Genomic DNA, 23059 nt, shown 5'->3' with positions numbered 1-23059 from the left:
GCCCCTCCTCAAACGCTCTGAAGCACGGTCCGCACGAACGCATTGCTGAACTTCCCCTCCGGGTCCAGCCGTTCGGCCAGCGCCACGAAGTCCGCCGCGTGCGGATACAGGGCGGCGACGCGCGCCGGGTCGGCCGTGAACACCTTCCCCCAGTGCGGCCGCGGCCCGAACTCCCGCAGCCGGTCCTCCACCAGCGAGACGACCGGGAGGACCCGCTCCGTGTTCGACTCCCACGTGAAGTGGAACGCGACCGTGTCCCGGCCGTACGAGGGGCTCAGCCACTGCGTGTCGGCGGCGACCGTGCGCACCTCGCAGACCTGGACCACGGGGGCGATCCGGTCGCGCACCGCGTCGAGGGCGGCGAGCGCGGCGACGGCGTGCTCGCGCGGCAGCAGATACTCCGACTGGAGCTCGTCGCCGTTGCTGGGCGTGAACTCCGCCCGGAAGTGCGGCAGTCGCTCGTGCCAGGGCCCCGGCACCCCGAACTGCTCGGTGCAGTGCACGGCCGACATCCCCGGCACCGGGTGCTGCGCCAGGGTGGCGGCCTCGGCCCACGGGAAGTCCAGCGCGTCCGGCATCCGCCGCTTCACCCACACCTGGTCGAAGCGCGGGCCGCGCCAGTCGGTGAACAGGCTCACGCTGTACGCGGCGGCCGACACGGAGTCGAAGTCCAGGCCCTGGAAGGGGAGTTCACGGAACACGTGCTGCGCGACATCGAAGGACGGCTCCACGTCCAGCGTCAACGACAGCACCACACCGAGCGCGCCCAGCGAGACGACCGCCCCCTCGAAACCGGCGTCACCGCGCGCGAGCGTGACCAGCTCCCCGTCCCCGGTCAGGATCTCCACGGCCCGCACGGCCTCGGCCAGCGACCGGTTCCCGTTGCCCGAGCCGTGCGTGCCGGTGGCCACCGAACCGGCGACGGAGATGTGCGGCAGCGAGGCCATGTTGGGCAGCGCGAGCCCCTGCGCGTGCAGCGCGGCGGCCAGTTCGGCGTAGCGCACACCGCCGCCGACCCGGACGGTGCGCTCCGCGGTGTCGACGTCGATCCGGCTCGGCAGCGCGCCGAGCGACACGAGCGCGCCGTCGCGCTCCGCGTCCACGTCGGCGATCCGGTTGAACGAGTGGCCGCTGCCGAGCACCCGTATGTGCCCGCTCTTGGCGACGGCCGCGCGCAACTCGTCGATGGTGGCGGGACGATGCAGCCGCTCGGCGGCGAAGGTGATGTTGCGGGCCCAGTTGGTGATTGCAGGCACGGGATGCCTTTCTCGAGTGCGGATTGCCGAGCATTGGACCACGGCATCTCAAGCCCCTGCGGCGATTGAGCAGGCGGGGTCCGGGGCGGAGCCCCGCGTCCGCAACCCAACGGGTACCGATTGAACGCCCGCTGACCCCACGGGAGTAGCGTGCTGGCGCATGACGTACACCGACGACTCCCGCACCCTGCCGCAGACCGAGCGGACCACGCACCGACGCATGCGGGAGCAGGGCAGTACCGATCGCGCCGACCTTGAGGCGATCCTCGACGCGGGCTTCGTCTGCCATCTCGGGGTCGTGGTCGACGGCGCCCCCGTCGTCGTACCGACCGTCTACGGGCGTGACGAGCGGTGGCTGTACGTGCACGGATCCGTGGCCAGCCGCAGCCTCGCGGCCGACCCGGACGCGGCGGTGTGCGTGACGGTGACCCACGTCGACGGCCTCGTCCTCGCCCGCTCCGTCTTCGAGCACGGGGTGAACTACCGCAGCGCCATGGTGCACGGTGTGCCGCGCGCGATCACCGACGAGGCCGAGAAACTGGAGGGCCTGCGGCGCCTCACCGAGCACGCGACCCCCGGCCAGTGGACGTACGCTCGGCAGCCGAACCGCAAGGAGCTCGCCGCCACGACGCTCCTCGCGCTCTCCCTCGAAGAGGCCTCCGTGAAGATCCGGTCCGGCGCGCCCGACGACGGCGAATCCGCCGACGCGGAGCTCGGCCTCTGGGCCGGGACCCTGCCGCTGAACGCCCGCTGGGGCGCCCCCACGGCCGATCCGCTGCTGCCCGTCGGCATCACCGCGCCCGCCCATGTGGTGGCCCGAGCGGGGACCCGGCAGGGCTGAGCGGCGGCCGGGGCGTACCGTGAAGGGTCGAACCGTAGAACAGCAGAGGGTCGAGGAGTAACGGGATGCAGAGCCGAACGGCGCTGGTAGAGGACCTGATGGAGCGCTTCCCGCACGTTCCGAAGGAAGCGGTCTTCAAGGAGGACCTGCTGCGCGGCGGCGTCGCCTTCGACGCGTCGGCGCTGAGTGACAACGAGGACGGCGAGGTCAAGCCGAAGTCGTACTTCATCTTCTCCTTCGACCACGGCACGCTCCCGGAGCTCGGCGAGGCCGCCCTGCGCCGCCCGCCGGAGGAGATCGTCCTCACCGGCGGCCCCTACGACCTGCGCCGCACGGTCGTCTCGGTCCGCGTGAACCCGAAGTCCCCGTACCGCGTCGCCGCGAACGAGGACGGCATGCTCGGCCTCTACCTCGACGGCAAGCGCATCTCCGACGTGGGTGTGCCGCCGATGCCGGAGTACTACCGGCACAAGCTCTCCAACGGGAAGTCGGTCATGGAGGTGGCCCCGACGATCCAGTGGGGCTACCTGATCTACCTGACCGCGTTCCGGGTCTGCCAGTACTTCGGCGCCAAGGAGGAGTGCCAGTACTGCGACATCAACCACAACTGGCGCCAGCACAAGGCGGCCGGCCGTCCGTACACGGGCGTGAAGGACGTGGACGAGGTCCTCGAGGCCCTCGAGATCATCAACAAGTACGACACCGCGAAGGCGTCGACCGCGTACACGCTCACCGGCGGCGCGATCACGTCGAAGGTCCAGGGCCTGGACGAGGCGGACTTCTACGGGCGGTACGCCAAGGCCATCGAGGAGTACTTCCCGGGCCGCTGGATCGGCAAGGTCGTCGCCCAGGCGCTGCCCAAGGACGATGTGCAGCGCTTCAAGGACTACGGCGTGCAGATCTACCACCCCAACTTCGAGGTGTGGGACGAGTACCTGTTCAAGATGTACTGCCCCGGCAAGGAGCGCTACGTCGGCCGCGACGAGTGGCACAAGCGGATCCTCGACTCGCGCGAGGTCTTCGGCGCGCGCAACGTGATCCCGAACTTCGTGGCGGGCGTCGAGATGGCCGAGCCGTTCGGCTTCAAGACGGTCGACGAGGCCATCGCCTCCACCACCGAGGGCCTGAACTTCTTCATGTCGAACGGCATCACGCCGCGCTTCACCACGTGGTGCCCCGAGCCGACGACGCCGCTCGGCAAGGAGAACCCGAACGGCGCGCCGCTGGAGTACCACATCCGGCTGCTCGACGCGTACCGCAACGCCATGGACGAGCACGGGCTCTCGTCGCCGCCCGGATACGGTCCGGCGGGCGCGGGCCGGGCCGTGTTCTCGGTCAGCTCGTTCATGGACAGCCTCGCGCCCAACGAAGAGGCCGTGGAGTTCTGAGTCCCGCTCTCTGAGAGTCCCGCTCTCTGATCCTGTTACGCGGCCGCCTGCTCGCCGGACGCCTCGGCGCCGGCGGGCAGTGCGGCCGGCGCGTCGATCAGCCGGCGGAGCAGGTCCGGCCGGGCGGCGGCGGAGACGTCCGCGAGGAGCGTGGCCAGGACGGCGATCCGGGTCTGGCCCGCGCGCAGCGTGCCGCTGAGCACGGCGCCCGCGGCGACCAGGTCGACGGCTCCGCCACCTGTGTAGATCTCGGCCAGCGGACCCGCGGATACGCGCGTAGACACGGCGACGAGGACTCCGCTGCGTACGGCTGAGGACACCGCGTCGACCAGCTCCGGCGTCGCGTTCCCTGCGCCCGTGGCCACGAGGACGATGCCGCGCGCGCCCGCGGCGACGGCCGCCTCGAAGAGCGTGGCGTCGGCGTCACTGTGGTGCATGACGATGTCGACGCGCGGTATCTCCGTTTCGGCCTCCGGCTGCGGCAGCGGGGCCGGGCGGCTCGGCTTGTGACGCAGGTCGACGCGGCCGAAGCCGAGCCGGCCGAGCGGGCCCGCGGACGGGTCGGCGAAGGCGTCGGCCGCGAGGGTCTGCGTCTTCACGGTGCCGCGGGCCGCATGCACCTTGCCGTCGAAGGCGACGAGTACGCCCAGGTCACGCACGTTCGCGGCGAGCTGCAGCGCGTCGTACATGTTCCCCGGGCCGTCGCCCTCGGCCTGGCCGAGCGGCTTCTGGGCGCCGGTGAAGACGACCGGGCGCGGGTCGTCGTGGTGCAGGTCGAGCAGGAACGCGGACTCCTCCAGGGTGTCCGTGCCGTGCGTGACCACGATGCCGTCGACGGACGGGTCGGCGAGCACCTCGCGCACCGTGCGCAGCAGCGTCAGCTGGAGCTCCGTCGTCATCCGCGAGCTGTTCACGTTGAACAGGTCCACGACGTCGACCTCGACCCCCTCCGGCAGCGCGGCCGACGCCAGCACCGTGTCCCCGCCGGCGTCGGCGGCGTAGCCGGTGCCCTGCCAGCGGCTCGCGATGGTGCCGCCGGTGCTGATGAGGGTGATGCGTGCCATGTGACCTGCCTCGCGAATAGTCGGCGCTCGCGCGCGTGGGGAGCGTGTGTTCGATCTACAGCAAGGATAAATCGTGATCTGCGCAATCGGATTGCGAATCCTGGCTGATGATCGCGGAAAGCGTGGTGCATGATTGCGTCATGGACCGGATCGACCTGCATATCTTGCGCGAGCTCCAGGAGGACGGCCGCCTGAGCAATCAGGATCTGGCCGCCCGCGTCGGCCTCAGCCCGTCCCCGTGCATGCGCCGCGTGCGGCAGCTGGAGAAGGACGGCGTCATCCAGGGCTACCGCGCGATCGTCGACCCGGAAGCCGTCGGCCGCGGCTTCGAGGTCCTCGTCTCCATCGAGGTGCGCCGCGACCGCGCCTCCGTCGAGGCCTTCGAGCACGCGCTCCAGGACATCCCCGACGTCATCGAGGCCTACCGCCTCTTCGGCAGCCCCGGCTGCCTGCTGCGCATCGCGGTCGCCGACCTCGCCGCGTACGAACGCCTGTGGATCGAGGAGCTCACCGCGCTCGACGGGGTCACCGAGGTGAACTCGCAGATCATCATGAAGCGCATCAAGGAGCCGAAGGGGCTGCCGGTCTAGAGGGGGCTGCCGGTCTGGCCGGCAGCCCCGCTCGGCTCTGCCCTACTGCTCCCGCAGGTTCAGTACCAGCTCGCGCGGCAGCCCGTGGGTGTCGTGCAGATAGTGCAGGTCCTCCTCGCTCAGCGGGCCCGAGAACCGCGGCCGCGACAGCACCTTCCTGCCGCGCTCCAGGAGCCGGTCGAAGCGCAGCTCCTCGTCGAGCAGCACCTGGCGGACGTACGACGGGTCGACGTCCTGGCGGAAGTGGTCCAGGGTGTGCCGGATCAGCTCGACCGGCAGGTCCCCGAGCGTGCGGTTCGGATCCTCGCGGCGCAGCACGGTCAGCACCCTGCGGATCAGCCGGCGCAGCACGTATCCGCGTCCGGTGTTCGACGGCCGCACCCCGTCGCCGACGACCACGACGGACGAGCGCAGATGGTCGCCGACCACCCGGAACGACGGCTCGTCCAGCGGCCAGAGGCCCGGCAGCAGCCGCCGCCACGGATCGAAGACATCGCACTCGAAGACGGACGTCCTGCCCTGCAACAGCGTGGAAAGCCGCTCCAGGCCGAGGCCCGTGTCGACGTTGCGCTGGGGGAGCGGCACCAACGAGCCGTCGTCGAGGCGTCGGTAACGCATCGTCACGTGGTTCCACACCTCCACCCAGCGCTCGTCCTTGGTGGGCGTCGACTCGGGCGGGGTGTCCCCGGTCCACAGGAAGATCTCCGAGTCGGGACCGCAGGGGCCGGTCGGCCCGTTGTCCCACCAGTTGTCCTCGACGGTCTCCTCGATCGGCAGCCCGCGCCGCTCCCACACCTCCCGCGAACCGGTGTCGGGTCCTGTCTGTCCGTCGCCGCCGAACACGGTGACGTGCAGCATCCGCGGATCGATGCCGAAGCCCTCGGTGAGCAGCTCGTACCCCCACTCCAGACTCTGCGGCCCCTCGTAGTCGCCGAGCGACCACGTGCCGAGCATCTCGAAGACCGTCAGATGCGTGGGGTCGCCGACCTCCTCCAGGTCCGTGGTCCGCAGGCACCGCTGTACGTTGACGAGCCGTCGGCCCAGCGGATGGGGGCGGCCCTCCAGGTACGGGGTGAGCGGGTGCATCCCGGAGGTGGTGAACAGGACCGGGTCGCCGGGCGGCGGCAGCAGCGTCGAGCCGATGATCCGGCGGTGGCCGCGGTCCTCGTAGAACTCGGTGAACGTGCGGATGACGTCGTCGGTGCGCATGGGGTGACTCCTTCGCGTGATGCGGACGGGAGGCACCGGAAGCGGCCGGACGGAGCGCGGTGGGGCAGAAAAGAACCGGCGGCCGTTTCCGGTCGCCGGTGGGAAGAGGTGGGTACGTCAGGCGGCGGCAACCGGCGAGCTGGTCGCTCGCGCGGTCGCGGTGGTGGTGCTGCGGTCCATGACGTCCATGCTCTCGAAGGTAACGCGGGCCGCCCGGCCGTGGCCAGGCATTTTCTGTGGGACCGGCCACTGTGGCGTTCGGGTCCGCCTGCGAGACTTTCCCGCGGGGAAGTCGGCGGACCAAAGGGGCGGGAGAGCGGCGGTGGGGCTGGAGGAGCTCGGACTCACGGCGGACGAGGAAGCCGTGTACCAGGCGCTGATCGCGCTGCCCACGGCCCCGTACGAGCGGATCGTGGCGGCGGCGGGGCTGCCCGGCGAGCGGGTGCGCGCGGCCCTGGACCCGCTGGTGGAGCGCGGGCTCGTGGCGCGCGCGGGCGACGGCGCCCGCTACGCGGCGGCGCCGCCGGCCGTCGCCCTCGGCGCCGAACTCGCCCTCCGCCGCGAACGGTTGCAGCGCGCGGAGCTGACGGTGGCGCGGCTCGCGGAGACGTACCGCACGGCGACCGCGGACCGGGCGCAGCGCGACCTCGTCGAGATCGTGGAGGGCCCCGACGCGATCCGCACCCGCTATCTCCAGCTCCAGCTCTCCGCCCGCGACACCATCGACATCCTCTCGGCGGGAGAGCCCGCGGCGGTCACTCCGGCCGACAGCGAGGAGGTGACCGCCATCGGCCGCAACGTGCGAGTGCGGGCCGTCATCGACCAGGGCTTCCTCAAGGAACCGGGCGCCGCCCAGCACGTCGCGCAGTCCCTCGCCGACGGCGTGCAGGTGCGTACCGTCGCCGAGGTCCCGTACAAGCTGATCCTGTGCGACGGCGCCGTGGCGATGCTGCCGCTGCACGGGCGGGGCGCGCCCGTGGACCCGGCGGTCGTGCTGCGCGGCGGACTCGCCCATGTGGCACGGGAGTTGTTCGAGCAGGTGTGGCAGCGCGGCCGGCCCTACCAGGAGCCGGACGTCGGCGGTGACGCGCTCGACCCCCTGGACGCGCACATTCTCCGGCTGCTGCTCGCCGGGTTCACGGACACCGCGGTCGCGGGCCAACTCGGCATGTCCGTAAGGACGTTGCAGCGCCGCCTCCAGGCGCTGATGGTGCGCGCGGAGGCGACGACACGGCTGCAACTGGGCTGGTACGCGCACCAGCACAACTGGGTCTGACAGCGGACTAGTCGAGGGTGACCGCCCGCGTCACCTCCTGCTCGACCGACAGGCCGCCGGGCGCCTTCGCGGTGGCCCGCAGCGACACCGAACCGGCGTCGCGCGGCGTGCTCAGGACGGTCGTCCAGTGCCCGTCACCGGTCCGCTTCAGCGGCGCGTCCCGCCAGCTCGCCCCGTCGTCGTACGACACCTGGAGCGTCGCCGAGGAGGCGCTGACGCCACCGGTGTACGAGGCCGAGCGCAGCCCCAGCCCGAGGCGCTCGCCCGCCCTGGCGCCGCCCCGCAGATCGGTGTCGACGTCGTAGGAGAGGTTCAGCAGCGGCAGGTCGGTGCGGCCCGTGCCCGACGGCAGCGGCTTGTAGTCGAAGCCCCACGTGGTCGCCGTCTTCGGGGACGTCGCCCAAGCGGCGGTGTCCCGCTGCCCGGTCGCCACCAGCTTGTACGAGCCCGCCGTCATGTTCGCCGCCCGGCCCGACTGGGCGTTGAACCTGGCCACTTGGGTGTCGCCGCGGTAGAGCGTGGTCTGCTTGGCGCCGCCACCGGCACCGGTGTGGCCGTCCTCGGAGCCCGACCAGATCGCGGCGTTCCACTGGAAGAGATCGCTGCTGTTCTGGTACGCGGTGTACGTGCCGCCGAAGCGGGGCGCCTGCACCGGCTTGAACCAGCCGGTGTCGTAGCGCTTCCCCGCGGTGTAGGACGACGTCTGCCCTCTCTCGAAGTAGCCCGCGGCCGCGCCGAGTCCGGTGTGCTGCTCGAACCAGGACCCGGTGGCACCCGTGCCCCCGGACACGTACTCGGTGGTGGTGCGGCCGAACTCGTCGTACGTGTCGCCGCCGAGCCCCGGGCTCCAGGACGGGATGAAGTAGCGCCCGCTGGTGCCGAGCGTGCCCGGCTGCGCGTAGACGCTGTTGTCGACGCGCGCCAGGTCGCTGTTCTTCGGCGCGTAGGCCGGCGAGGTGTCCGGGATGCCGCCGTCGAAGGTCTTCACCAAGTCGTAGCTGTAGTCCGGGTATTGCTTCGCCCGCACGTTCAGCGTGCCGCGGCCGGACTTCGCCTCCGCGACGAGGCGTGCGCCGTCGCCCTGCTCCACCGAGGCGACGGAGAGGTCCGCGGCGCCCGAGTAGGACTGGTAGAGGCGGCCGGGGACGTCGTTCACGACGATCAGCATCGCGGCACCGGCGTCCGCGGCCGCCTGGGCCCGCGCGCTCGCCGTGACGGCGTCGTTGCGGTCGACGAGCACGGCCTTGCCCTTGGCGTCCAGGCCCACGTAGTCGGCCGCCGCACCCCGACCCGCGTACACGGTCTTCAGCGCGCGCACGCCGTCGCGGAACGCGGTCTTCGGCTGGGCGGTCAGCGTGATGTCGCGGCCGGTGCCGGTCTCGGCGTCGAAGGCCTTCTCCCGCATCCGCCAGTGGGCGAACGCCTTCAGCGTCCCGTCGGCCACCTTCTTCGTCGGCGTCACGTACAGCGCGTCGTACTTGCCGGCCAACAGTACGGAGGAGGACCAGCCGTGCTCCGACGAACTGCCGTACGTGCGTTGGACGTTGAAGACCGTCTGGATCGTCTCGCTCTCCCGCTCCGGCACCGCGGACGTCCTGCGGGCCTCGCGCGCGTCGAGTTCGACCGTCGCCTTCGGCCGGCCGGCGCCGAGAGTCAGCTCGTCCGAGATGAGCAGCGCCTGCCCGAGTGCCCCGTCGCCCTCGGGCACGTCCACGTACGAGGAGGCGGTGTAGCGGCCCGGCGGCAGCCGCAGCGTCGCCTCGCCGTCGGCGTCCACGTTGATGTAAGTGGGGTCCTGCTCGGTGGTGGAGTACAGCGCGACGGTGTCCGCGAGCGGCTTGCCGTCGCGGCCCGTCACCCTGACCGTGTAGTCGTACATCTCCGCCTCCTTGAAGAGGGCGAAGGCGGTCCGGGCGACCACGGTGTCCGCGTCGGAGGCGGTGGCCAGGACGTGACCGGAGAACGTGGTGCCCGCCGGGACCTTCGACGGGTCGAGGCTCAGCGTCACGTCCGCCGTGCCGTGCGCGGGGACGGTCACCTTCGAAGCGGACAGGGCGTACGCGTCGTCGTCGCTGTCCAGGGAGAGGGCGAGCGACACGTCCGCGTCGCCGTCGTTGCGGTAGGTGACCGTGCGCGTCGTCGCCTTCGCGTCGGCGTTCGGCCAGTCGTAGGTGGCGGCGGCGACGGAGCCGGTCGCCCCGATCGTGGCGTCCACGGCGGCGGCCGCGTCCACGCGCCCGGAGCCCACCTCGTACGGAGACTCGTCGGTCCTGTCCGACGTCGACATCAGCGCGTCCTTGACGCGCTCGCCGCTCCAGTCGGGGTGACGCTGCTTCAGGATCGCGGCGGCGCCCGCGACCAGCGGCGTCGCCATCGAGGTACCGCTCATCGTCCGGTACGGGCCGCCGGTCCAGCCCGGCACGGACTGCGAGGCGGCGGCGGTGACGTCCACGCCGGGCGCGGAGACGTCGGGCTTGAGGGAGTGCGTGCCGGTCAGCGGGCCCTGGCTGGAGAAGGGGGCACGCTCGTCGCCCCCGTCGACCGCGCCGACGGTCAGCGCGGACGCGGCGGCGCCGGGGGTGCCGATGGTGCCGGGGTCGTAGGCGTTGCCCGCGGCGATCACGTACAGCGGGCCGCCGTCCGCGGACAGCGCGTTCACCGCCTGCGACATCGGATCCTCGCCGTCGGAGCCGTCGGGGGAGCCGAGGCTCATCGAGACGACATCGGCGCCCTGCGCCTTCGCCCACTCCATGCCGGCGATCGAGTCGGAATCCTGTCCTGTGCCCGCGTCGCTCAGCACCTTGCCGACGAGGAGACGGGCGCCGGGGGCCGCGCCCTTCTCCTTGCCGTCGGACGCGGCGCCCGTACCGGCGATGGTGGAGGCGGTGTGCGTGCCGTGGCCGTTGCCGTCGTCGACGTCCTGGCCGGCGACGAAGCTCTTGGACTCCTCGACCTGGCCCGCCAGGTCCGGGTGGTCGAGATCGGCGCCCGTGTCGAGCACCGCGACCTTCACACCTTTGCCGTCGAAGCCCTTCCGCCAGGCGTCGGTCGCCTTGATCTGCTCGGTCTCGTCGGCGAGCGAGGCCTTCACCCGGCCGTCGAGCCACAGCTTGCCGATGCCGCCGTCGAGGGACTTCGGCGCCTTCCCCGGGGCGATGTCCTTCCAGAACGCGCGGGCCTCGTCCTTGTCCGCGCGCAGCGCGGTCGCGTCGATCGACCGCAGTGACCGGACGGCCTCGGCACCCTTGGGGGCGGCCGGTGGACGGGCGGAGCGGGACGTCGCGGGCGCCGTCGCGATCAGCGGTACGCCGCCGGTCCGGGCGTCGTCGTAGCCCATGGCGACCAGCCGCGTGACGTCGAAGAGGCGCGGGTCCAGCTTGCCCGCGGCCAGCAGCGGCATCGCCTCGACCGGCACGGCGTACGTGTCGTCGCCCTGGGTGCGGATCTGGACGCCGCCGCCGTTCGGGTCGGCCGGGTCGACGGTCACGACGTCCTGACGGCCCGGCAGATCGGTGTAGTGGACGACGTCGCCGGTGACCAGCGTGATGTCGTGGGCCCGGCCCCGGGGTGCGGCGGTGGCCGCGTCCGAGGCGTCGGATGCCGGAGCGGCCACCGCCATCCACCCGATGAGCGCCATGGTGAGCGCGGTGGCCGTCGGCAGTGAACGGCGTCTGGATATGGATCTCATGCAGAGGGTCTAGCGGGCGTTGCCCCCTCGGCACAGCACTGTCCGGTGGCGGCCTTCCGACATGGCGGAAACCGGACGGGGTCGAACCGGGTCAGACGCGGCGGATCGCTCCTCGGCCCACCGCCGAGAGCAGCGACCCGATGGCGATGCCGATGACGAGATACACGCCCGCGGTGCCGAACTTCGCCGCCCAGGTCAGGCTCGTGGTGAACGGCAGCAGCACCATGACCGCGGTCGCGAGGCCGATGATCCAGGAGAAGAAGCTGCCGGGGCGCGGGGTCGCCACGATCAGCAGATTGAGCAGCGCGGTCGCGAGCAGCGCGGTCACGGCCGCGCCCATCGCCAGGGTGCCCGTGGTGGCGATGTTCATCAGGCCGTCGCCAGCCGGGGCGAACACCGGGATGTCGAGGACACCGCGTACGAGGAGCAGGGCGACCACCGCGGTGAGGGCGGCGATCACGGCGGTCATCACTCCGCCCGCCCACAGCTTTCCCGCGTCGAGCCGGGGCTGCGGTTCGGGTGCGTACGCCGGTTCGGGCTGACCGTAGGGCTGCCCGAACTGCTGATACTGCTCGTACTGTCCGTAGGGCTGTCCGTAGGGCGATTTCTGTGGTTCCACGATGAGGCTTTCCGGTCGGTATTCCGATGACGGTGGGGTTCAGGCGAGCAGTTTTGCCTTCGCCTTCTCGAATTCCTCGCCGGTGAGCGCGCCGGACTTGTGGGGCTCGGCGAGCCGGGCCAATTCCTCGGTTCCGCCGCCGGATTCCGTCGCCGTCCTGCGGATGTAGTCCTGGAACCTTGATTCGGCCTGCTTGGCCCGATCGGCGTCCTGTCGGCCCATTCCGTTGCCGCGCGCGATCACGTGGATCAGCACGCCGATATACGGCAGCACAATGCGTCGAGCAGGGGATAGGCGTCCACGATTCCCTCTCTCCGGCGCGGCGGATGTTCGGTGCAGTATCACCCGCCTTTTCGGCGCCCGCATTTCGGCCGGACACGGTCCGTGGCCGCGCCGCGAATTCATCGGCACCGGCCCGTCACCCGTCCGGCCCCGCCCGTCTCGCCCGGCGGCGGCGCAGCGGTTCCCCTGGCATTCACATCAGCGTGCCGGTCAGCGTGCCGGGGGCGCGCCGAATAGGAGGCAACGGTGGCGGAGGAGACGGCGCCCATGGGGCCTGCCGAGCAGGCCGAACTCGCGCGGCTGCGGGGGCGGGTGGCCGAGTTGGAGGCCGAGCGAGGGAGTGTGCTCGGTGGTGGCCGACGTCACCGGGGGCGGTCGTTCCTCGCCGTCGTGCTCATCGTGATCGGCTGCATCCTCGCGCCGCTCGGCATCGTCGCGTCCTGGGCGGCCGACCAGGTGGGCGACACCGACCGCTACGTCGACACCGTCGGCCCGCTCGCCTCGGACCCCGACATCCAGAAGGCCGTCGCGAACCGCGCCACGGACGCGATCATGCAGCGCATCGATCTGCAGTCCCTGCTCTCCGAGGTACCCACCGACGACCGGCCGCTCGTGGACAAGTCCCTGGGCAAGCTGGGCGACTCCCTCGAAGGCGCGGTCCGCAGCTTCGTCCAGGACAAGGCTCAGGCGGTCGTCGCCTCCGACGCCTTCGAGGACATCTGGAAGCAGACCAACCGCAAGGCCCACAGCGCCCTCGACAAGGCGCTGACCGGCAGCGGCGGCGGGGCGGTCAAGCTGGAGGGCGGCGACACCGTCACCCTCGACCTCGGCCCGGTCGTCGAGCAGGTCAAGCAGCGGCTCGTCGACTCCGGCCTCACCGTCGCCGGGAAGATCCCCGAGGTCCACACCGACTACACGCTCGTCACGAACGACAACATCGGCAAGGTCAAGACGTACATGCGGCTGCTCCAGGTGATGGGCAACTGGCTGCCGGTCCTCGCCCTCGTACTCGTTGCCGCGGGTGTGCTGCTCTCCGTACGTCGCCGCAGGGCGGTCGTCGCCACCGCGCTGGCGGTCGCGGTGAGTTGCGGTCTGCTCGGCATCGGGCTGCGCGTCTTCCGCGTGCTCTACCTCGACCGGCTGCCGGCGAGTGTGTCGCAGGACGCGGCGGCCGCGGTCTACGACACGATGACGCACTTCCTGTTCACCATGGTCCGGATGGTCGTCGCGCTCGGCGTCGTCGTCGCGCTCGCCGCGTGGCTCACCGGGCGGGGCGAACGGGCGCGCCTGGTGCGCGGGTTGTGGATCTCCGGCATCGACGGCGCGCGCCTCACCGCGGACCGGGCCGGGTTCCGTACGGGGCCGGTGGGTCCGTTCGTACGGGACCACCGGAAGTGGATCGTCTGGATCCTGATCGCGGCCGCGCTCCTCGTCTATCTGCTGTGGTCGTACCCGACCGGGTGGGTGGTCGTCGGGATCGCCCTGTGCCTGCTGTTCCTGCTGGCGGTTGTCGAGTTCCTGGCGGCGGAGGGGACCGGCGAAGGGCCGGACATGACGATGGACACCCCGCCCAGGCCGACCGCAGTCTGAGGCGGAGGACGGGGACGGGGGCGGGACGGGGGCGGGACGGGGGACGGGGACGGGACAGGTTCGGGTTCGGGTTCGGATTCGGGGATGGTGAGGGCGATGGGGAAGGTCGACGCGGACACGGTCCGGCGCATGACGGACACCCTGTTCATCGAGCGCGGGTGGAAGAGCCCGGGCTCGACCCGGTTCTGGGGCCTGCTCGTGCTGGCGTCGGTGATCGCTTCCGCCGGGGTGGTGGGCGACTCGACGGCCACGGTCATCGGCGCGATGATCGTCGCCCCGCTGATGACGCCGATCCTCGGCAGCGCGCTCGCCCTGGTCCTCGCGGACCGTTCCCAGGTCGTGCGGTGCGTGCTGCTCGTCCTCGGCGGGGCGCTCGCGGTGGTGGCGATCGGGATGCTGCTGGGATGGATCGCGGCGCCGCCCGACGACTTCGCGTCGAACTCGCAGGTGTCGTCGCGGATCAGCCCCCGCCTCATCGACCTGCTGGCCGCGCTCGCCACGGGCACGGTCGGCGCGTTCGCGCTGGTCCGCGCGGACATCTCCGACACGCTGCCGGGCGTCGCGATCGCCATCTCGCTGGTGCCGCCGCTGGCCGTGACGGGGCTGCTGATCACGGTGGGCCGGTTCCACGACGCGTTCGAGTCGGGGCTGCTGTTCGCCACGAACGTCGCCGCGATCGTGGCGACCGGGACCGTGGTGTTCCTCGTGTACGGGATCCGGGGCGCGGCCCTGGAGTCCGAGCGGTACGTGGGGGAGTTCCACGGTCGTACGTTGGTGGCGGTGGTCGGGGTCCTGGTGCTGATCGCGGTGCCGCTCACCACGGGGACGGCGTCGGTGTGGCGGGACCGGAACCTCGCGGCGGACGCGCGGCCGGTCGCGGAGGAGTGGGCGGCGGGCCGGAACTGGGACATCTCGTCCGTGGAGGTGCGGCAGGGCGTGGTGGTGGTCGGCGTCCTCGGCCTCCCACCGCAGCCGGCCCCCACGGCCCTGCGCGCCGCGCTCGACCACCACGGCATGTCCGACGCGGACCTCGAACTCCACCTCGTGGGCGGCCGTACGCATTGGTGTGCGGCGGGCGGGGTGACGTGCGAGGTGAAGGGGACGGGGTGAGGGGGCGGGGGGTGTGGTTGAGGTTGTGGTGCGGGGGGGGCGCGGCGCCGGGGTTCGGGGGCGGTGCCGTGGTCGAGGTCGTGGTCCTGACGCGCGGCACGGGGGCTCTGGGGCGGTGCCGTGGTTGAGGTCGTGGTGCTGGCGCGCGGCACGGGGGTTCTGGGGCGGTGCCGTGGTTGAGGCTGTGGTGCTGGCGCGCGGCGCCGGGGTTTTGGGTCCTGCCGTGACCGGCGCTGTCGTATTGGAGCGCGGCACCGGTGTCCCTCCGGCTGCGCCGGTGCCCGGTCATCTCCCACCGCCCGCCCCCTCCGGGGGCTTCGGCCCGTCCGGGGGCCGGGTTGCTGCGTCGCGGCGGGGCCTGCTGTGAGGGGTGCTCGGCACTGGGACCTTGCCGTGGTCGGCCCTCTCGTCCCGGTTGCGCGGCCCCGTCCGGTTCGGGCTGCGCCGCTGGCCTATCTCCCACCGCCCGCCCCCTCCGGGGGCTTTGGCCCGTCCGAGCCCCGGGGAGCTGTGCCGGGGCGGGGCCTGTCGTGATGGTGCGCGGCACCGGGCGCCGCCTTGCCCACCCTGCCGCCCCAGGCGGCAGATTGCCCAAGGCGGTTGCGGTCGACCGCATGGGTGGGGAGCCGTAGTTGGCGGAGGTTGCCCGAGGCGGTTGCGGTCGACCGCATGGGTGGGGAGCCGTGGTTGGCGGAGGTTGCCCGAGGTGGTGGCGGCGCCGACCCCAAAGGGTCGGGGCTGTCCTGGTGGCGGATTACCCGAAGCGGGGTGGTGGCACCCCGTTGGGCCGACGCCCCCGGAGGGGGCGGGTGGGTGGGAGATAGGCGGGAGTGAGGGGCGCCCTGGGGCGGAAGTAGTGGCCTGGGCGGGCGGACGTCCCCTGGCGGACGTGGACCGCTTCCCGGTGGGCGGCGAACTCCGTGGTGCCGGGGCGCGGTGTCGTGTCGGTGGAGCCCGTCATCCGCCGAGACCCGGCGCCCGCAGGCACCCGGCACCCACCGGGCCCCGTCATCCGCTGGCACCCGCCCCCCCGGCCGGGCCCCGGCACCCGCCATCCGCCGGCACCCGCCACCCGCCGGGCCCCGGCACCCGTCGGCACCGCACCCCGCCGGGCCACCGCCCCCCCCGTACCCCCCTACGCCGGCAACCGTCCCAGGATCCCCCCGAAGTCCGCCGCAGGCGGCAGCGTGCCGAAGGCCAGGCCGTGGTCGCCGGTCAGGCGGGATGCGCAGAAGGTGTCGGCGATCGCGGGCGGCGCGTGCCGGACCAGGAGGGAGGCCTGGAGGACGAGTGCCGCCCGCTCGATGAGGCGCCGCGCGCGGAGTTGCGCGTCCTCCGGTGAGGCCAGTTCCGCCTGGAGTTCACGCCACGCCGTGTCCAGGCGGGCATCCGCGCCGGACGCCGCCTCGACCTCCGCCCGGAACGCCTCCAGGGACTCCGGCTCGCGGGTCAACGCCCGCAGCATGTCGAGTGCGTTGACGTTGCCGGAGCCCTCCCAGATCCCGTTGAGCGGGGCCTCCCGGTACAGGCGCGGCATGCCTGACGCCTCGTCATAACCGTTGCCACCAAGGCATTCCAGCGCCTCCGCGACCGCCACCGGCTGCCGCTTGCACACCCAGTACTTGCCCACCGCCGTGGCCAGGCGGAGGAACGCCCGCTCACCCGCGTCCCCACGCTGGGCGCGATCCGCCGCGCCCGCGAGCCGCAGCCCGAGCGTCGTCGCCGCCTCCGACTCCAGGGCCAGGTCCGCGAGGACGTTCCGCATCAACGGCTGGTCGATCAACTTCGCCCCGAACACCGAACGGTGGCGGCTGTGGTGCGCCGCCTGCGCCAGCGACTCGCGTACGTGCGCCGCGGAGCCGAGGACGCAGTCGAGCCGCGTCATCGTCACCATGTCGATGATGGTGCGCACGCCCTTGCCCTCGTCCCCGACGAGCCAGGCCACCGTGTCGTCGAACTCCGGCTCGCTGGACGCGTTCGACCGGTTGCCGAGCTTGTCCTTCAGGCGCTGGATGCGGAACGTGTTGCGGCTGCCGTCGGGCAGGACGCGGGGGACCAGGAAGCAGGACAGGCCACCGGGGGCCTGGGCCAACACCAGGAAGACGTCGTTCATCGGTGCCGACGTGAACCACTTGTGGCCGCGCAGGCGCCACGTGCCGTCCGGCTGCTCGACCGCGGCCGTCGTGTTCGCGCGCACATCCGTGCCGCCCTGCTTCTCCGTCATGCCCATCCCGGCGAGCAGGCCGCGCTTCTCGGAGGGGGCCCGCAGCCCGGGCTCGTACACGGTGCTCGTGAGCAACGGCTCGTATACCTTGGCGAGTTCGGGCGCGCGGCGCAGCGCGGGTACCACCGCGTACGTCATGGAGACCGGGCACATGTGGCCCTGCTCCAGCATCGTGGCGAGCATGAAGGTGCCCGCGCGGGCCACGTGCGCGCCCGGCCGCTCGTCCGCCCACGCGGAACCCGCCGCGCCCGCGGCCACCGTCGCGCGCATCAGCGAGTGGTACGAGGGGTGGAAGTCGACCTCGTCGACGCGGTTGCCGTAGCGGTCGTGCGTGCGCAGCTCGGGCTCGTGCCGGTTGGCCTGGTCGGCCCAGAGGCGGGCCTCCTCGCTGCCCACGTAGCGGCCGAAGCGGTGCAGCTCCTCGATGTGCCACTCGGCGCCCTCGCGGCGTACGCCCTCCAGGAGGACCGCGTCGTCGGCGGCGTCGTGTCCGGTCAACGGCGGGGCCTGGTTGGTCACTTCGTGCGTCTGCGAGGGGTTCGACTGCATGAGGGGCTCCTTCGATGCGAGCGGGGCGGGGGAGTGCAGGGCGGGTCAGGGTGCGGGCGGTGCGCCCGCGCAGCGCAGCGCCATCGCGGTGAGTTCGGCGATCAACTCACCGCCCGCCGCCTCGTCGTGGGCGGCGAGCGGGTCGGCGAGCACCTCGCCGATCGCGCCGGTGAGGGCGGCCGCCGTGATCTCGCCGTTCTGCTTCGGCAGCAGGCCCGCCGCCATGCCCTCGTGCACGACTCCGGCGAACAGCGTGTGGTAGCGGCGCCGGTAGTCGATCCGCTCGGCGCCGACCTTGGGATCGGCGGGGGCGACGAGCAGCGCGTGGGCCAGGCCGCGGTTCTCCAGGGCGCGCCGGGCGAACACCTCCACCCCGCGCCGCAGCCGCAGCACCGGATCGCCGTCCCCCTGGAGCACCTCGCCGACCACGGTCACCTCCCGCGCCGCGGCCCGCCGGAACACCTCGACCGCGAGCGCCGCCTTCGACGGAAAGTGCTGGTAGACCGAGCCCGCCGCGATCCCGGCGGCGTCGGCGACCGCCGTCACGGACGCCTGCGCCCAGCCCACTTCGGCGACGACGGAGGTGGCGCACGCGACGAGGTGCTCGCGCGCTGCTTCGAGCCGACGAATTTCGGCGGGGGTCTTGCGGTAGGCCATGCAAGCAGTGAACCATCATTCAGAGTTTCCCGCCATGGTCGGTCGGTTCCGCCGGTGGGGCAACACGACACAGGCCTCAAGGCCCGTCAGGAGAACGTGATGCACCTCAGTGCCCTGCTGGACAGCGCTGTGCGCTCGGGCAGTGCGAAGGAAGCCGTCGTCTACCGCGAACAGCGGTGGAACTACCGGGAGTTCGCTGCCGCCGCGCGGCGTGCCGCCGCCGTGCTGCGCGACGCGGGCCTCGGCCCCGGCGACCGGCTCGCCGTGATGACGTACAACACCCCGGCCTTCCTCTTCGCCGCCTTCGGTGCCTGGTCCCTCGGCGCGACCCTCGTGCCCGTCAACCACAAGCTCCAGACGGCCGAGGTGGCGCGCCAGCTGAAGCACTGCGGGGCGCGGATCGCCCTCGTCGACGCGGAGATCGGCGAGCGCGCGACCGCCGCAGACCCGGACGTGCGCTGGCTGCTCAGCCATCCGGACACCCCGGCGGACCGGCTCCCGGCGGAGGCCTTCGAGGCGCTCGTCGCCGCCGCCGAACCCTGGACCGGCGAGGAGCGCCCGGACAGCGACGTGGCGGAGATCCTCTACACCTCCGGCACCTCGGGCACGCCCAAGGGCTGTGTCCACTCGCACCGCACCGCCGCCCTGACCGCCGCGTACTCCGCCGCGACGATGTCGATGCGAAGCGACGAGCGCTTCCTGATCTGCATGCCGATCTGGCACGCGGCGCCGCTCAACAACATGACCCTCGGCACCCTGTTCGCGGGCGGCACCGTCGTGCTGCAACGCGAGTACGAACCCCGCGGCATGCTCGAAGTCATCCAGCGCGAGCGGATCACCGCGCTGTTCGGCGCACCCATCGCGCTCATCGCCCCGACGCAGACGGTCCCGGACTACGCGGACTACGACGTGTCGTCCGTCCGCGCCTGGCTCTACGGCGCGGGCCCCCTCGACGCGGACACCGTGCGCCGCCTGATGAAGGCGTACGACACCGAGAACTTCCAGCAGGTGTACGGGATGAGCGAGACCGGGCCCGCGGGCGCCTCGCTCCTCCCGGCCGAGCACGCGGACAAGGCGGGCGCGATCGGGCGCGGCGGCATGCCGGGCGTGGACCTGCGCGTCGTACGCCCCGACGGGAGCGACGCGGAGGCCGGCGGGAGCGGCGAGATCTGGCTGCGCACCGACACCCGCATGCTCGGCTACCTGGACGACGAGGCGGCCACCGCCGAGGTGTTCGCCGGTGACTGGTACCGCAGCGGTGACCTGGGCCGGATCGACGAGGACGGCTATGTCACGCTCGTCGACCGGATGAAGGACGTGATCATCACCGGCGGCGAGAACGTCGCGTCGCAGGAGGTCGAGGGCGCGCTGCGGGGCCACCCGGACGTGCTCGACGTCGCCGTGGTCGGCCGGCCGCACCCGCAGTGGGGCGAGACCGTGGTGGCCTTCGTCGTGCCGCGCGAGGGCGCGGGGCTCGATCGGGCGGGGATGCGTGAGTGGCTGGAGGCGCGGATCGCCCGCTACAAGGTGCCGCGCGAGCTGATCCTGCGCGACGCCCTTCCGCGTACGCCGTCGGGAAAGATCACCAAGCATGTGCTGCGGGCCGAACTGGCCTGAGCTGCGCGGCTGTAGGGTCTCGGCATGGCCGATGAGCAGGTACAGCAAGCGCGCAGGGGGCCGGGGCGGCCGCGCCAGGAGCACGTCACCAAGGCCGTGCTCGAGGCCGTCGTCGAGCTGGTGGCGGAGCAGGGCATGGGCGCGCTGACCATGGACGCCGTCGCGACGCGCGCGGGGGTGAGCAAGCCGGCCATGTACCGGCGCTGGCCCACCAAGCAGGACCTGATCATCGCCGCGGCCGAGTCCCGCGTCGGGACGCTGACGGTGCCCGACATGGGGGACTTCAGGGCCGAACTGCGCGCGGTCCTCATGGAGCGTGTGCGCGCCTACCGGCAGCCAGGCGTCGACCGCCTGCTCGCCGGTGTGATCAGCGCGGCGGCGGAGGCGGGCTCGGGGCGCGAGGCGTTCCGGGCGTACGTGACGCGGGTGACCAGCGAGACGCGGCATCTGCTGGAGCGCGGCATTGCGCGCGGCGACGTACGGCCCGACGTCCCGATCACCGACGTGACGACCCTCATCGCCTCGTCCCTCGTCTTCCGGCTCGTCGCCGAGCAGCGGACGCCGGAGAAGGAGCTGGTCGATTCCGTGGTGGACCTGATCGGCAGGGCGGTCGACGTCCGGTAGCGAGGGCGTAGCCGCTCGCTGACCCGTCATCACATCCCTTTCGTGCCAGGCGAGTTGTTGCCCGGTGCGGCTTTTGTGCTGCCCGCGGGGCGTCGCGCGCGTCCCCCGGGGCATTCCTGAAATCCATCGGCCCGGACCCCTTGCCCTGCCGCGATCTAATATCGATACTGCCGGTTACGTAATAACGTTCGCTGTTGGGAGGACCCCCCATGCACGACGTCGCGACGGCCCCCGTCGAGAACCCCAGGCCCGTACTGGACAAGCCCCTGATGCGTTACGGGAGCCGTGTCCTGGACCGGCTCGCGCCGGGCGCGGAGCAGGTGACCTACAAGCAGTTCGAGGTCGACCCGCTCACCCCGCACTTCGGGGCCGTGCTCAGCGGCGTCGACCTGACGAAGCCGATCACCGAGGAGCTCGCCGACGAGCTGCGCGCCGCGCTCCTCGAGTGGAAGGTGATCTTCTTCCGGGGACAGGCCGGCTTCAACTCCGAGAACCACATGGCCCTTTCGAGCCTCTGGGGACCGCCGGAGCCCAACCCGTTCTTCGGGAAGACCGACACCGTCGGCATCTCCCGGCTCGCCAAGGACGCCAAGGCGGCCGGCAACAAGAACATCTGGCACAGCGACCACTCGTTCATGGTCAACCCCTCGCTCGGCGCCGTGCTGCGCGCCGTCGAGGTGCCCGCCGCGGGCGGCGACACCATGTGGTGCGACATGGGCGCCGCGTACGACAACCTCCCCGACGACCTCAAGGAGCGGATCGAGGACCTCGTCGCGGTCCACGACTGGGAGGCCAGCTGGGGCGCGCTCATGAACGACGAGCAGAAGGCGGAGTTCCGCAAGAGCTGGCCGCAGGTCGAGCACCCCGTCGTGGTGCGCCACCCGCGCAGTGGCCGCAGGACCTTGTACGTGAACGAGCCGTTCACCCGGTACATCAAGGGCCTGTCAGAGGAGGAGAACCGTGAGCTCCTCGACATCCTCGTGCTCCAGGCGCGCATCCCCGAGTTCCAGATCCGCTTCCACTGGGAGCCGGACTCGATCGCGATCTGGGACAACATCGCCGTCCAGCACTACGCGGTCAACGACTACTTCCCCGCCAAGCGCGTGATGGAGCGCATCGCGATCGCCGGAGTGCCGCTCTCGTGACCACCGCATCCGCCGTGCCGGGCACGGCAGTTGAGACGGCTGTGCCGAGCGCGCGGCGGGCCTGGACCGTGACCGCGCTCCTCGTGGTCTTCATGATGGTCAACTTCGCGGACAAGTCCGTGCTCGGCCTCGCCGCCGACGAGATCCGCGCCGATCTGCACCTGAGCGCCACCCAGTTCGGGCTCGCCAACAGCGCGTTCTTCCTGCTCTTCTCCGTCGCCGCGATCGTGGTGGGGATGGCGGCGGACCGGGTCTCCCCGAAGCTGCTGCTCCTGGTGATGGCCGTGCTCTGGTCCGTGGCGCAGGTGCCCGCGGCCATCGGCGGGGGACTGGCCGTGCTGATCGGCTCGCGGGTGTTCCTGGGCGCCGCGGAGGGCCCGGCGTTCCCCGTCGCCCAGCAGGCCACGCTGTCCTGGTTCCCCAACGACAAGCGGAACCTGCCGGGCGCGCTGATCACCATCGGCATCACGCTCGGCGTGATCATCTCCTCGCCGAGCCTGTCCTGGACGATCCAGCACCACGGCTGGCGCTCGGCCCTGTGGGTGCTCGCCGGGATCGGCGTGGTGTGGGCCGCGCTGTGGGCGCTGTTCGGTGCGGACAGCCCGCGGGCCCGCGCCACGGCGACCGCGAAGGCCGCCGCCGACGCCGCGCCCCAGGTCCCGTACCGGAAGATCTTCGCCAGCCGTACGTGGATCGGCACCACCCTCGCGTACTTCATGAGCTACTGGTCCGTGGCGCTGATGCTGGTGTGGATGCCGTCGTATCTGCGCAACGCGCTGGACTACTCGGCGGCCACCGCGGGCAAGCTGGTCGTCCTGCCCTGGGCCGTCGGCGCCGTCGTCCTGCTCGGGCAGGCCGCGCTCACCGGCCGGCTCATGCGGCGCGGCGTCGTCAGCAGGAAGGCCCGCGGCTGGGTCGGCGGATGCATGCTCGCGATCGGCGCCGTCTGCTGCCTCCTGACGCCGTTCGTCGACTCGGTGCCCGCGCAGACCGTGCTCGTCGCCCTCGGCTTCGGCTTCAGCGGCTCGTACGCGACGATCGCCGCGACCACCGTCGCCGAACTCGCCCCGGCCGCCCGCAGCGGCGGCGCCCTCGGCCTGATGAACGCCCTCGTCACGGTCTCCGGGCTGCTCGCGCCCGCCGTCGTCGGCGCCCTCGTCGACGCGCAGGGCGACGCCGGCTACCAGCACGCCGTGTTCGTGACCGGAGTCCTCGTCGCGATCGGCGCCGTGCTCGCCTTCGCCCTGATCGACCCGGAACGCGACCGCGCCCGGTTGACCGGCTGACCCTCCGTCACGCAGCCTGCCCTTACCGGGGGTTACCCCCGGAT

18 protein-coding genes are annotated in these 23059 nt (G+C 72.0%); 10 read left to right on the top strand and 8 right to left on the bottom strand.

Features of this window, described 5'->3' with window-relative positions; genetic code table 11:
• Positions 1-8: 8 nt before the first annotated feature.
• Positions 9-1256, bottom strand: a complete 1248-nt coding sequence (locus tag ACYSUO_RS27815) for an FAD-binding protein (RefSeq protein WP_461778977.1) — start codon at positions 1254-1256, stop codon at positions 9-11.
• 160 nt (positions 1257-1416) lie between these two features.
• Here ACYSUO_RS27815 and ACYSUO_RS27810 point away from each other — a divergent pair, with 160 nt between their 5' ends.
• Entirely contained in the window at positions 1417-2097 is a 681-nt protein-coding gene (locus ACYSUO_RS27810; protein ID WP_461778976.1) for a pyridoxamine 5'-phosphate oxidase family protein, read from the top strand.
• A 65-nt stretch (positions 2098-2162) separates the two neighbouring features.
• Positions 2163-3485 carry a radical SAM protein gene (locus ACYSUO_RS27805; RefSeq protein ID WP_461778975.1) on the top strand — a complete coding sequence of 441 codons (1323 nt, stop codon included), beginning with the start codon at positions 2163-2165 and terminating at the stop codon, positions 3483-3485.
• 35 nt (positions 3486-3520) lie between these two features.
• Here ACYSUO_RS27805 and ACYSUO_RS27800 read toward each other — a convergent pair whose 3' ends face one another.
• Positions 3521-4549 (bottom strand): asparaginase, encoded by a 1029-nt coding sequence (locus ACYSUO_RS27800; protein WP_461778974.1) that lies wholly within the window; start codon positions 4547-4549, stop codon positions 3521-3523.
• A gap of 140 nt (positions 4550-4689) precedes the next feature.
• Here ACYSUO_RS27800 and ACYSUO_RS27795 point away from each other — a divergent pair, with 140 nt between their 5' ends.
• Entirely contained in the window at positions 4690-5139 is a 450-nt protein-coding gene (locus ACYSUO_RS27795) for an Lrp/AsnC family transcriptional regulator (RefSeq protein ID WP_426899601.1), read from the top strand.
• Between the two features lie 42 nt (positions 5140-5181).
• On the opposite strand, the gene ACYSUO_RS27790 is transcribed toward ACYSUO_RS27795, so the two are convergent.
• On the bottom strand, positions 5182-6348 hold the full coding sequence (locus tag ACYSUO_RS27790) for an alanine--tRNA ligase-related protein (protein ID WP_461778973.1): 1167 nt from the start codon (positions 6346-6348) through the stop codon (positions 5182-5184).
• Between the two features lie 322 nt (positions 6349-6670).
• Between ACYSUO_RS27790 and ACYSUO_RS27785 the strand changes: the two genes are divergently transcribed.
• Entirely contained in the window at positions 6671-7624 is a 954-nt protein-coding gene (locus ACYSUO_RS27785) for a helix-turn-helix domain-containing protein (protein ID WP_461778972.1), read from the top strand.
• A gap of 7 nt (positions 7625-7631) precedes the next feature.
• Here ACYSUO_RS27785 and ACYSUO_RS27780 read toward each other — a convergent pair whose 3' ends face one another.
• The 3 genes from ACYSUO_RS27780 to ACYSUO_RS27770 form a co-directional block, all read right to left on the bottom strand.
• Positions 7632-11312 carry a S8 family serine peptidase gene (locus tag ACYSUO_RS27780; protein ID WP_461778971.1) on the bottom strand — a complete coding sequence of 1227 codons (3681 nt, stop codon included), beginning with the start codon at positions 11310-11312 and terminating at the stop codon, positions 7632-7634.
• 91 nt (positions 11313-11403) lie between these two features.
• Positions 11404-11931, bottom strand: a complete 528-nt coding sequence (locus tag ACYSUO_RS27775) for a DUF6069 family protein (protein WP_461778970.1) — start codon at positions 11929-11931, stop codon at positions 11404-11406.
• 39 nt (positions 11932-11970) lie between these two features.
• Positions 11971-12186, bottom strand: coding sequence for an SHOCT domain-containing protein (locus tag ACYSUO_RS27770; protein ID WP_461778969.1), 216 nt, complete (start codon positions 12184-12186; stop codon positions 11971-11973).
• Positions 12187-12480: 294 nt separating this feature from the next.
• Here ACYSUO_RS27770 and ACYSUO_RS27765 point away from each other — a divergent pair, with 294 nt between their 5' ends.
• Together ACYSUO_RS27765 and ACYSUO_RS27760 are read left to right on the top strand one after the other, a co-directional pair.
• Positions 12481-13803, top strand: coding sequence for a hypothetical protein (locus ACYSUO_RS27765; protein ID WP_461779025.1), 1323 nt, complete (start codon positions 12481-12483; stop codon positions 13801-13803).
• A 96-nt stretch (positions 13804-13899) separates the two neighbouring features.
• A complete protein-coding gene (locus tag ACYSUO_RS27760; RefSeq protein ID WP_461778968.1) occupies positions 13900-14913 on the top strand; it encodes a TIGR00341 family protein in 1014 nt (337 codons plus the stop codon).
• Positions 14914-16048: 1135 nt separating this feature from the next.
• Here ACYSUO_RS27760 and ACYSUO_RS27755 read toward each other — a convergent pair.
• Both ACYSUO_RS27755 and ACYSUO_RS27750 read right to left on the bottom strand, forming a co-directional pair.
• Positions 16049-17686 carry an acyl-CoA dehydrogenase family protein gene (locus ACYSUO_RS27755; RefSeq protein ID WP_461778967.1) on the bottom strand — a complete coding sequence of 546 codons (1638 nt, stop codon included), beginning with the start codon at positions 17684-17686 and terminating at the stop codon, positions 16049-16051.
• 45 nt (positions 17687-17731) lie between these two features.
• A complete protein-coding gene (locus ACYSUO_RS27750; protein ID WP_461778966.1) occupies positions 17732-18343 on the bottom strand; it encodes a TetR/AcrR family transcriptional regulator in 612 nt (203 codons plus the stop codon).
• Positions 18344-18442: 99 nt separating this feature from the next.
• On the opposite strand from ACYSUO_RS27750, the gene ACYSUO_RS27745 reads away from it, so the two are divergent.
• The 4 genes from ACYSUO_RS27745 (at position 18443) to ACYSUO_RS27730 (ending at position 23015) form a co-directional block, all read left to right on the top strand.
• Positions 18443-19960: a class I adenylate-forming enzyme family protein gene (locus ACYSUO_RS27745; RefSeq protein ID WP_461778965.1), complete on the top strand. Its 1518-nt coding sequence runs from the start codon at positions 18443-18445 to the stop codon at positions 19958-19960.
• 24 nt (positions 19961-19984) lie between these two features.
• Complete coding sequence (locus tag ACYSUO_RS27740; RefSeq protein WP_461778964.1) at positions 19985-20584, top strand: TetR/AcrR family transcriptional regulator; 600 nt, start codon at positions 19985-19987, stop codon at positions 20582-20584.
• A 209-nt stretch (positions 20585-20793) separates the two neighbouring features.
• The gene (locus ACYSUO_RS27735; RefSeq protein WP_461778963.1) at positions 20794-21729 is read left to right on the top strand and encodes a TauD/TfdA dioxygenase family protein; all 936 of its coding nucleotides are present in this window, start codon (positions 20794-20796) and stop codon (positions 21727-21729) included.
• The gene (locus ACYSUO_RS27730) at positions 21726-23015 is read left to right on the top strand and encodes an MFS transporter (protein ID WP_461778962.1); all 1290 of its coding nucleotides are present in this window, start codon (positions 21726-21728) and stop codon (positions 23013-23015) included. Before ACYSUO_RS27735 ends, ACYSUO_RS27730 begins: the two co-directional genes overlap by 4 nt.
• Positions 23016-23059 lie beyond the last annotated feature (44 nt).

Source organism: Streptomyces sp. UC4497, assembly GCF_054871485.1.
This window is presented reverse-complemented; position numbering and strand designations above follow the sequence as displayed.

Coding starts and splice junctions, on each gene's coding strand:
- ACYSUO_RS27810 (WP_461778976.1), top strand. CDS start 1,417: ATGACGTACACCGACGACTCCCGCACCCTGCCGCAGACCGAGCGGACC.
- ACYSUO_RS27805 (WP_461778975.1), top strand. CDS start 2,163: ATGCAGAGCCGAACGGCGCTGGTAGAGGACCTGATGGAGCGCTTCCCG.
- ACYSUO_RS27800 (WP_461778974.1), bottom strand. CDS start 4,549: ATGGCACGCATCACCCTCATCAGCACCGGCGGCACCATCGCGAGCCGC.
- ACYSUO_RS27795 (WP_426899601.1), top strand. CDS start 4,690: ATGGACCGGATCGACCTGCATATCTTGCGCGAGCTCCAGGAGGACGGC.
- ACYSUO_RS27790 (WP_461778973.1), bottom strand. CDS start 6,348: ATGCGCACCGACGACGTCATCCGCACGTTCACCGAGTTCTACGAGGAC.
- ACYSUO_RS27780 (WP_461778971.1), bottom strand. CDS start 11,312: ATGAGATCCATATCCAGACGCCGTTCACTGCCGACGGCCACCGCGCTC.
- ACYSUO_RS27765 (WP_461779025.1), top strand. CDS start 12,481: ATGGGGCCTGCCGAGCAGGCCGAACTCGCGCGGCTGCGGGGGCGGGTG.
- ACYSUO_RS27760 (WP_461778968.1), top strand. CDS start 13,900: ATGGGGAAGGTCGACGCGGACACGGTCCGGCGCATGACGGACACCCTG.
- ACYSUO_RS27755 (WP_461778967.1), bottom strand. CDS start 17,686: ATGCAGTCGAACCCCTCGCAGACGCACGAAGTGACCAACCAGGCCCCG.
- ACYSUO_RS27750 (WP_461778966.1), bottom strand. CDS start 18,343: ATGGCCTACCGCAAGACCCCCGCCGAAATTCGTCGGCTCGAAGCAGCG.
- ACYSUO_RS27745 (WP_461778965.1), top strand. CDS start 18,443: ATGCACCTCAGTGCCCTGCTGGACAGCGCTGTGCGCTCGGGCAGTGCG.
- ACYSUO_RS27740 (WP_461778964.1), top strand. CDS start 19,985: ATGGCCGATGAGCAGGTACAGCAAGCGCGCAGGGGGCCGGGGCGGCCG.
- ACYSUO_RS27735 (WP_461778963.1), top strand. CDS start 20,794: ATGCACGACGTCGCGACGGCCCCCGTCGAGAACCCCAGGCCCGTACTG.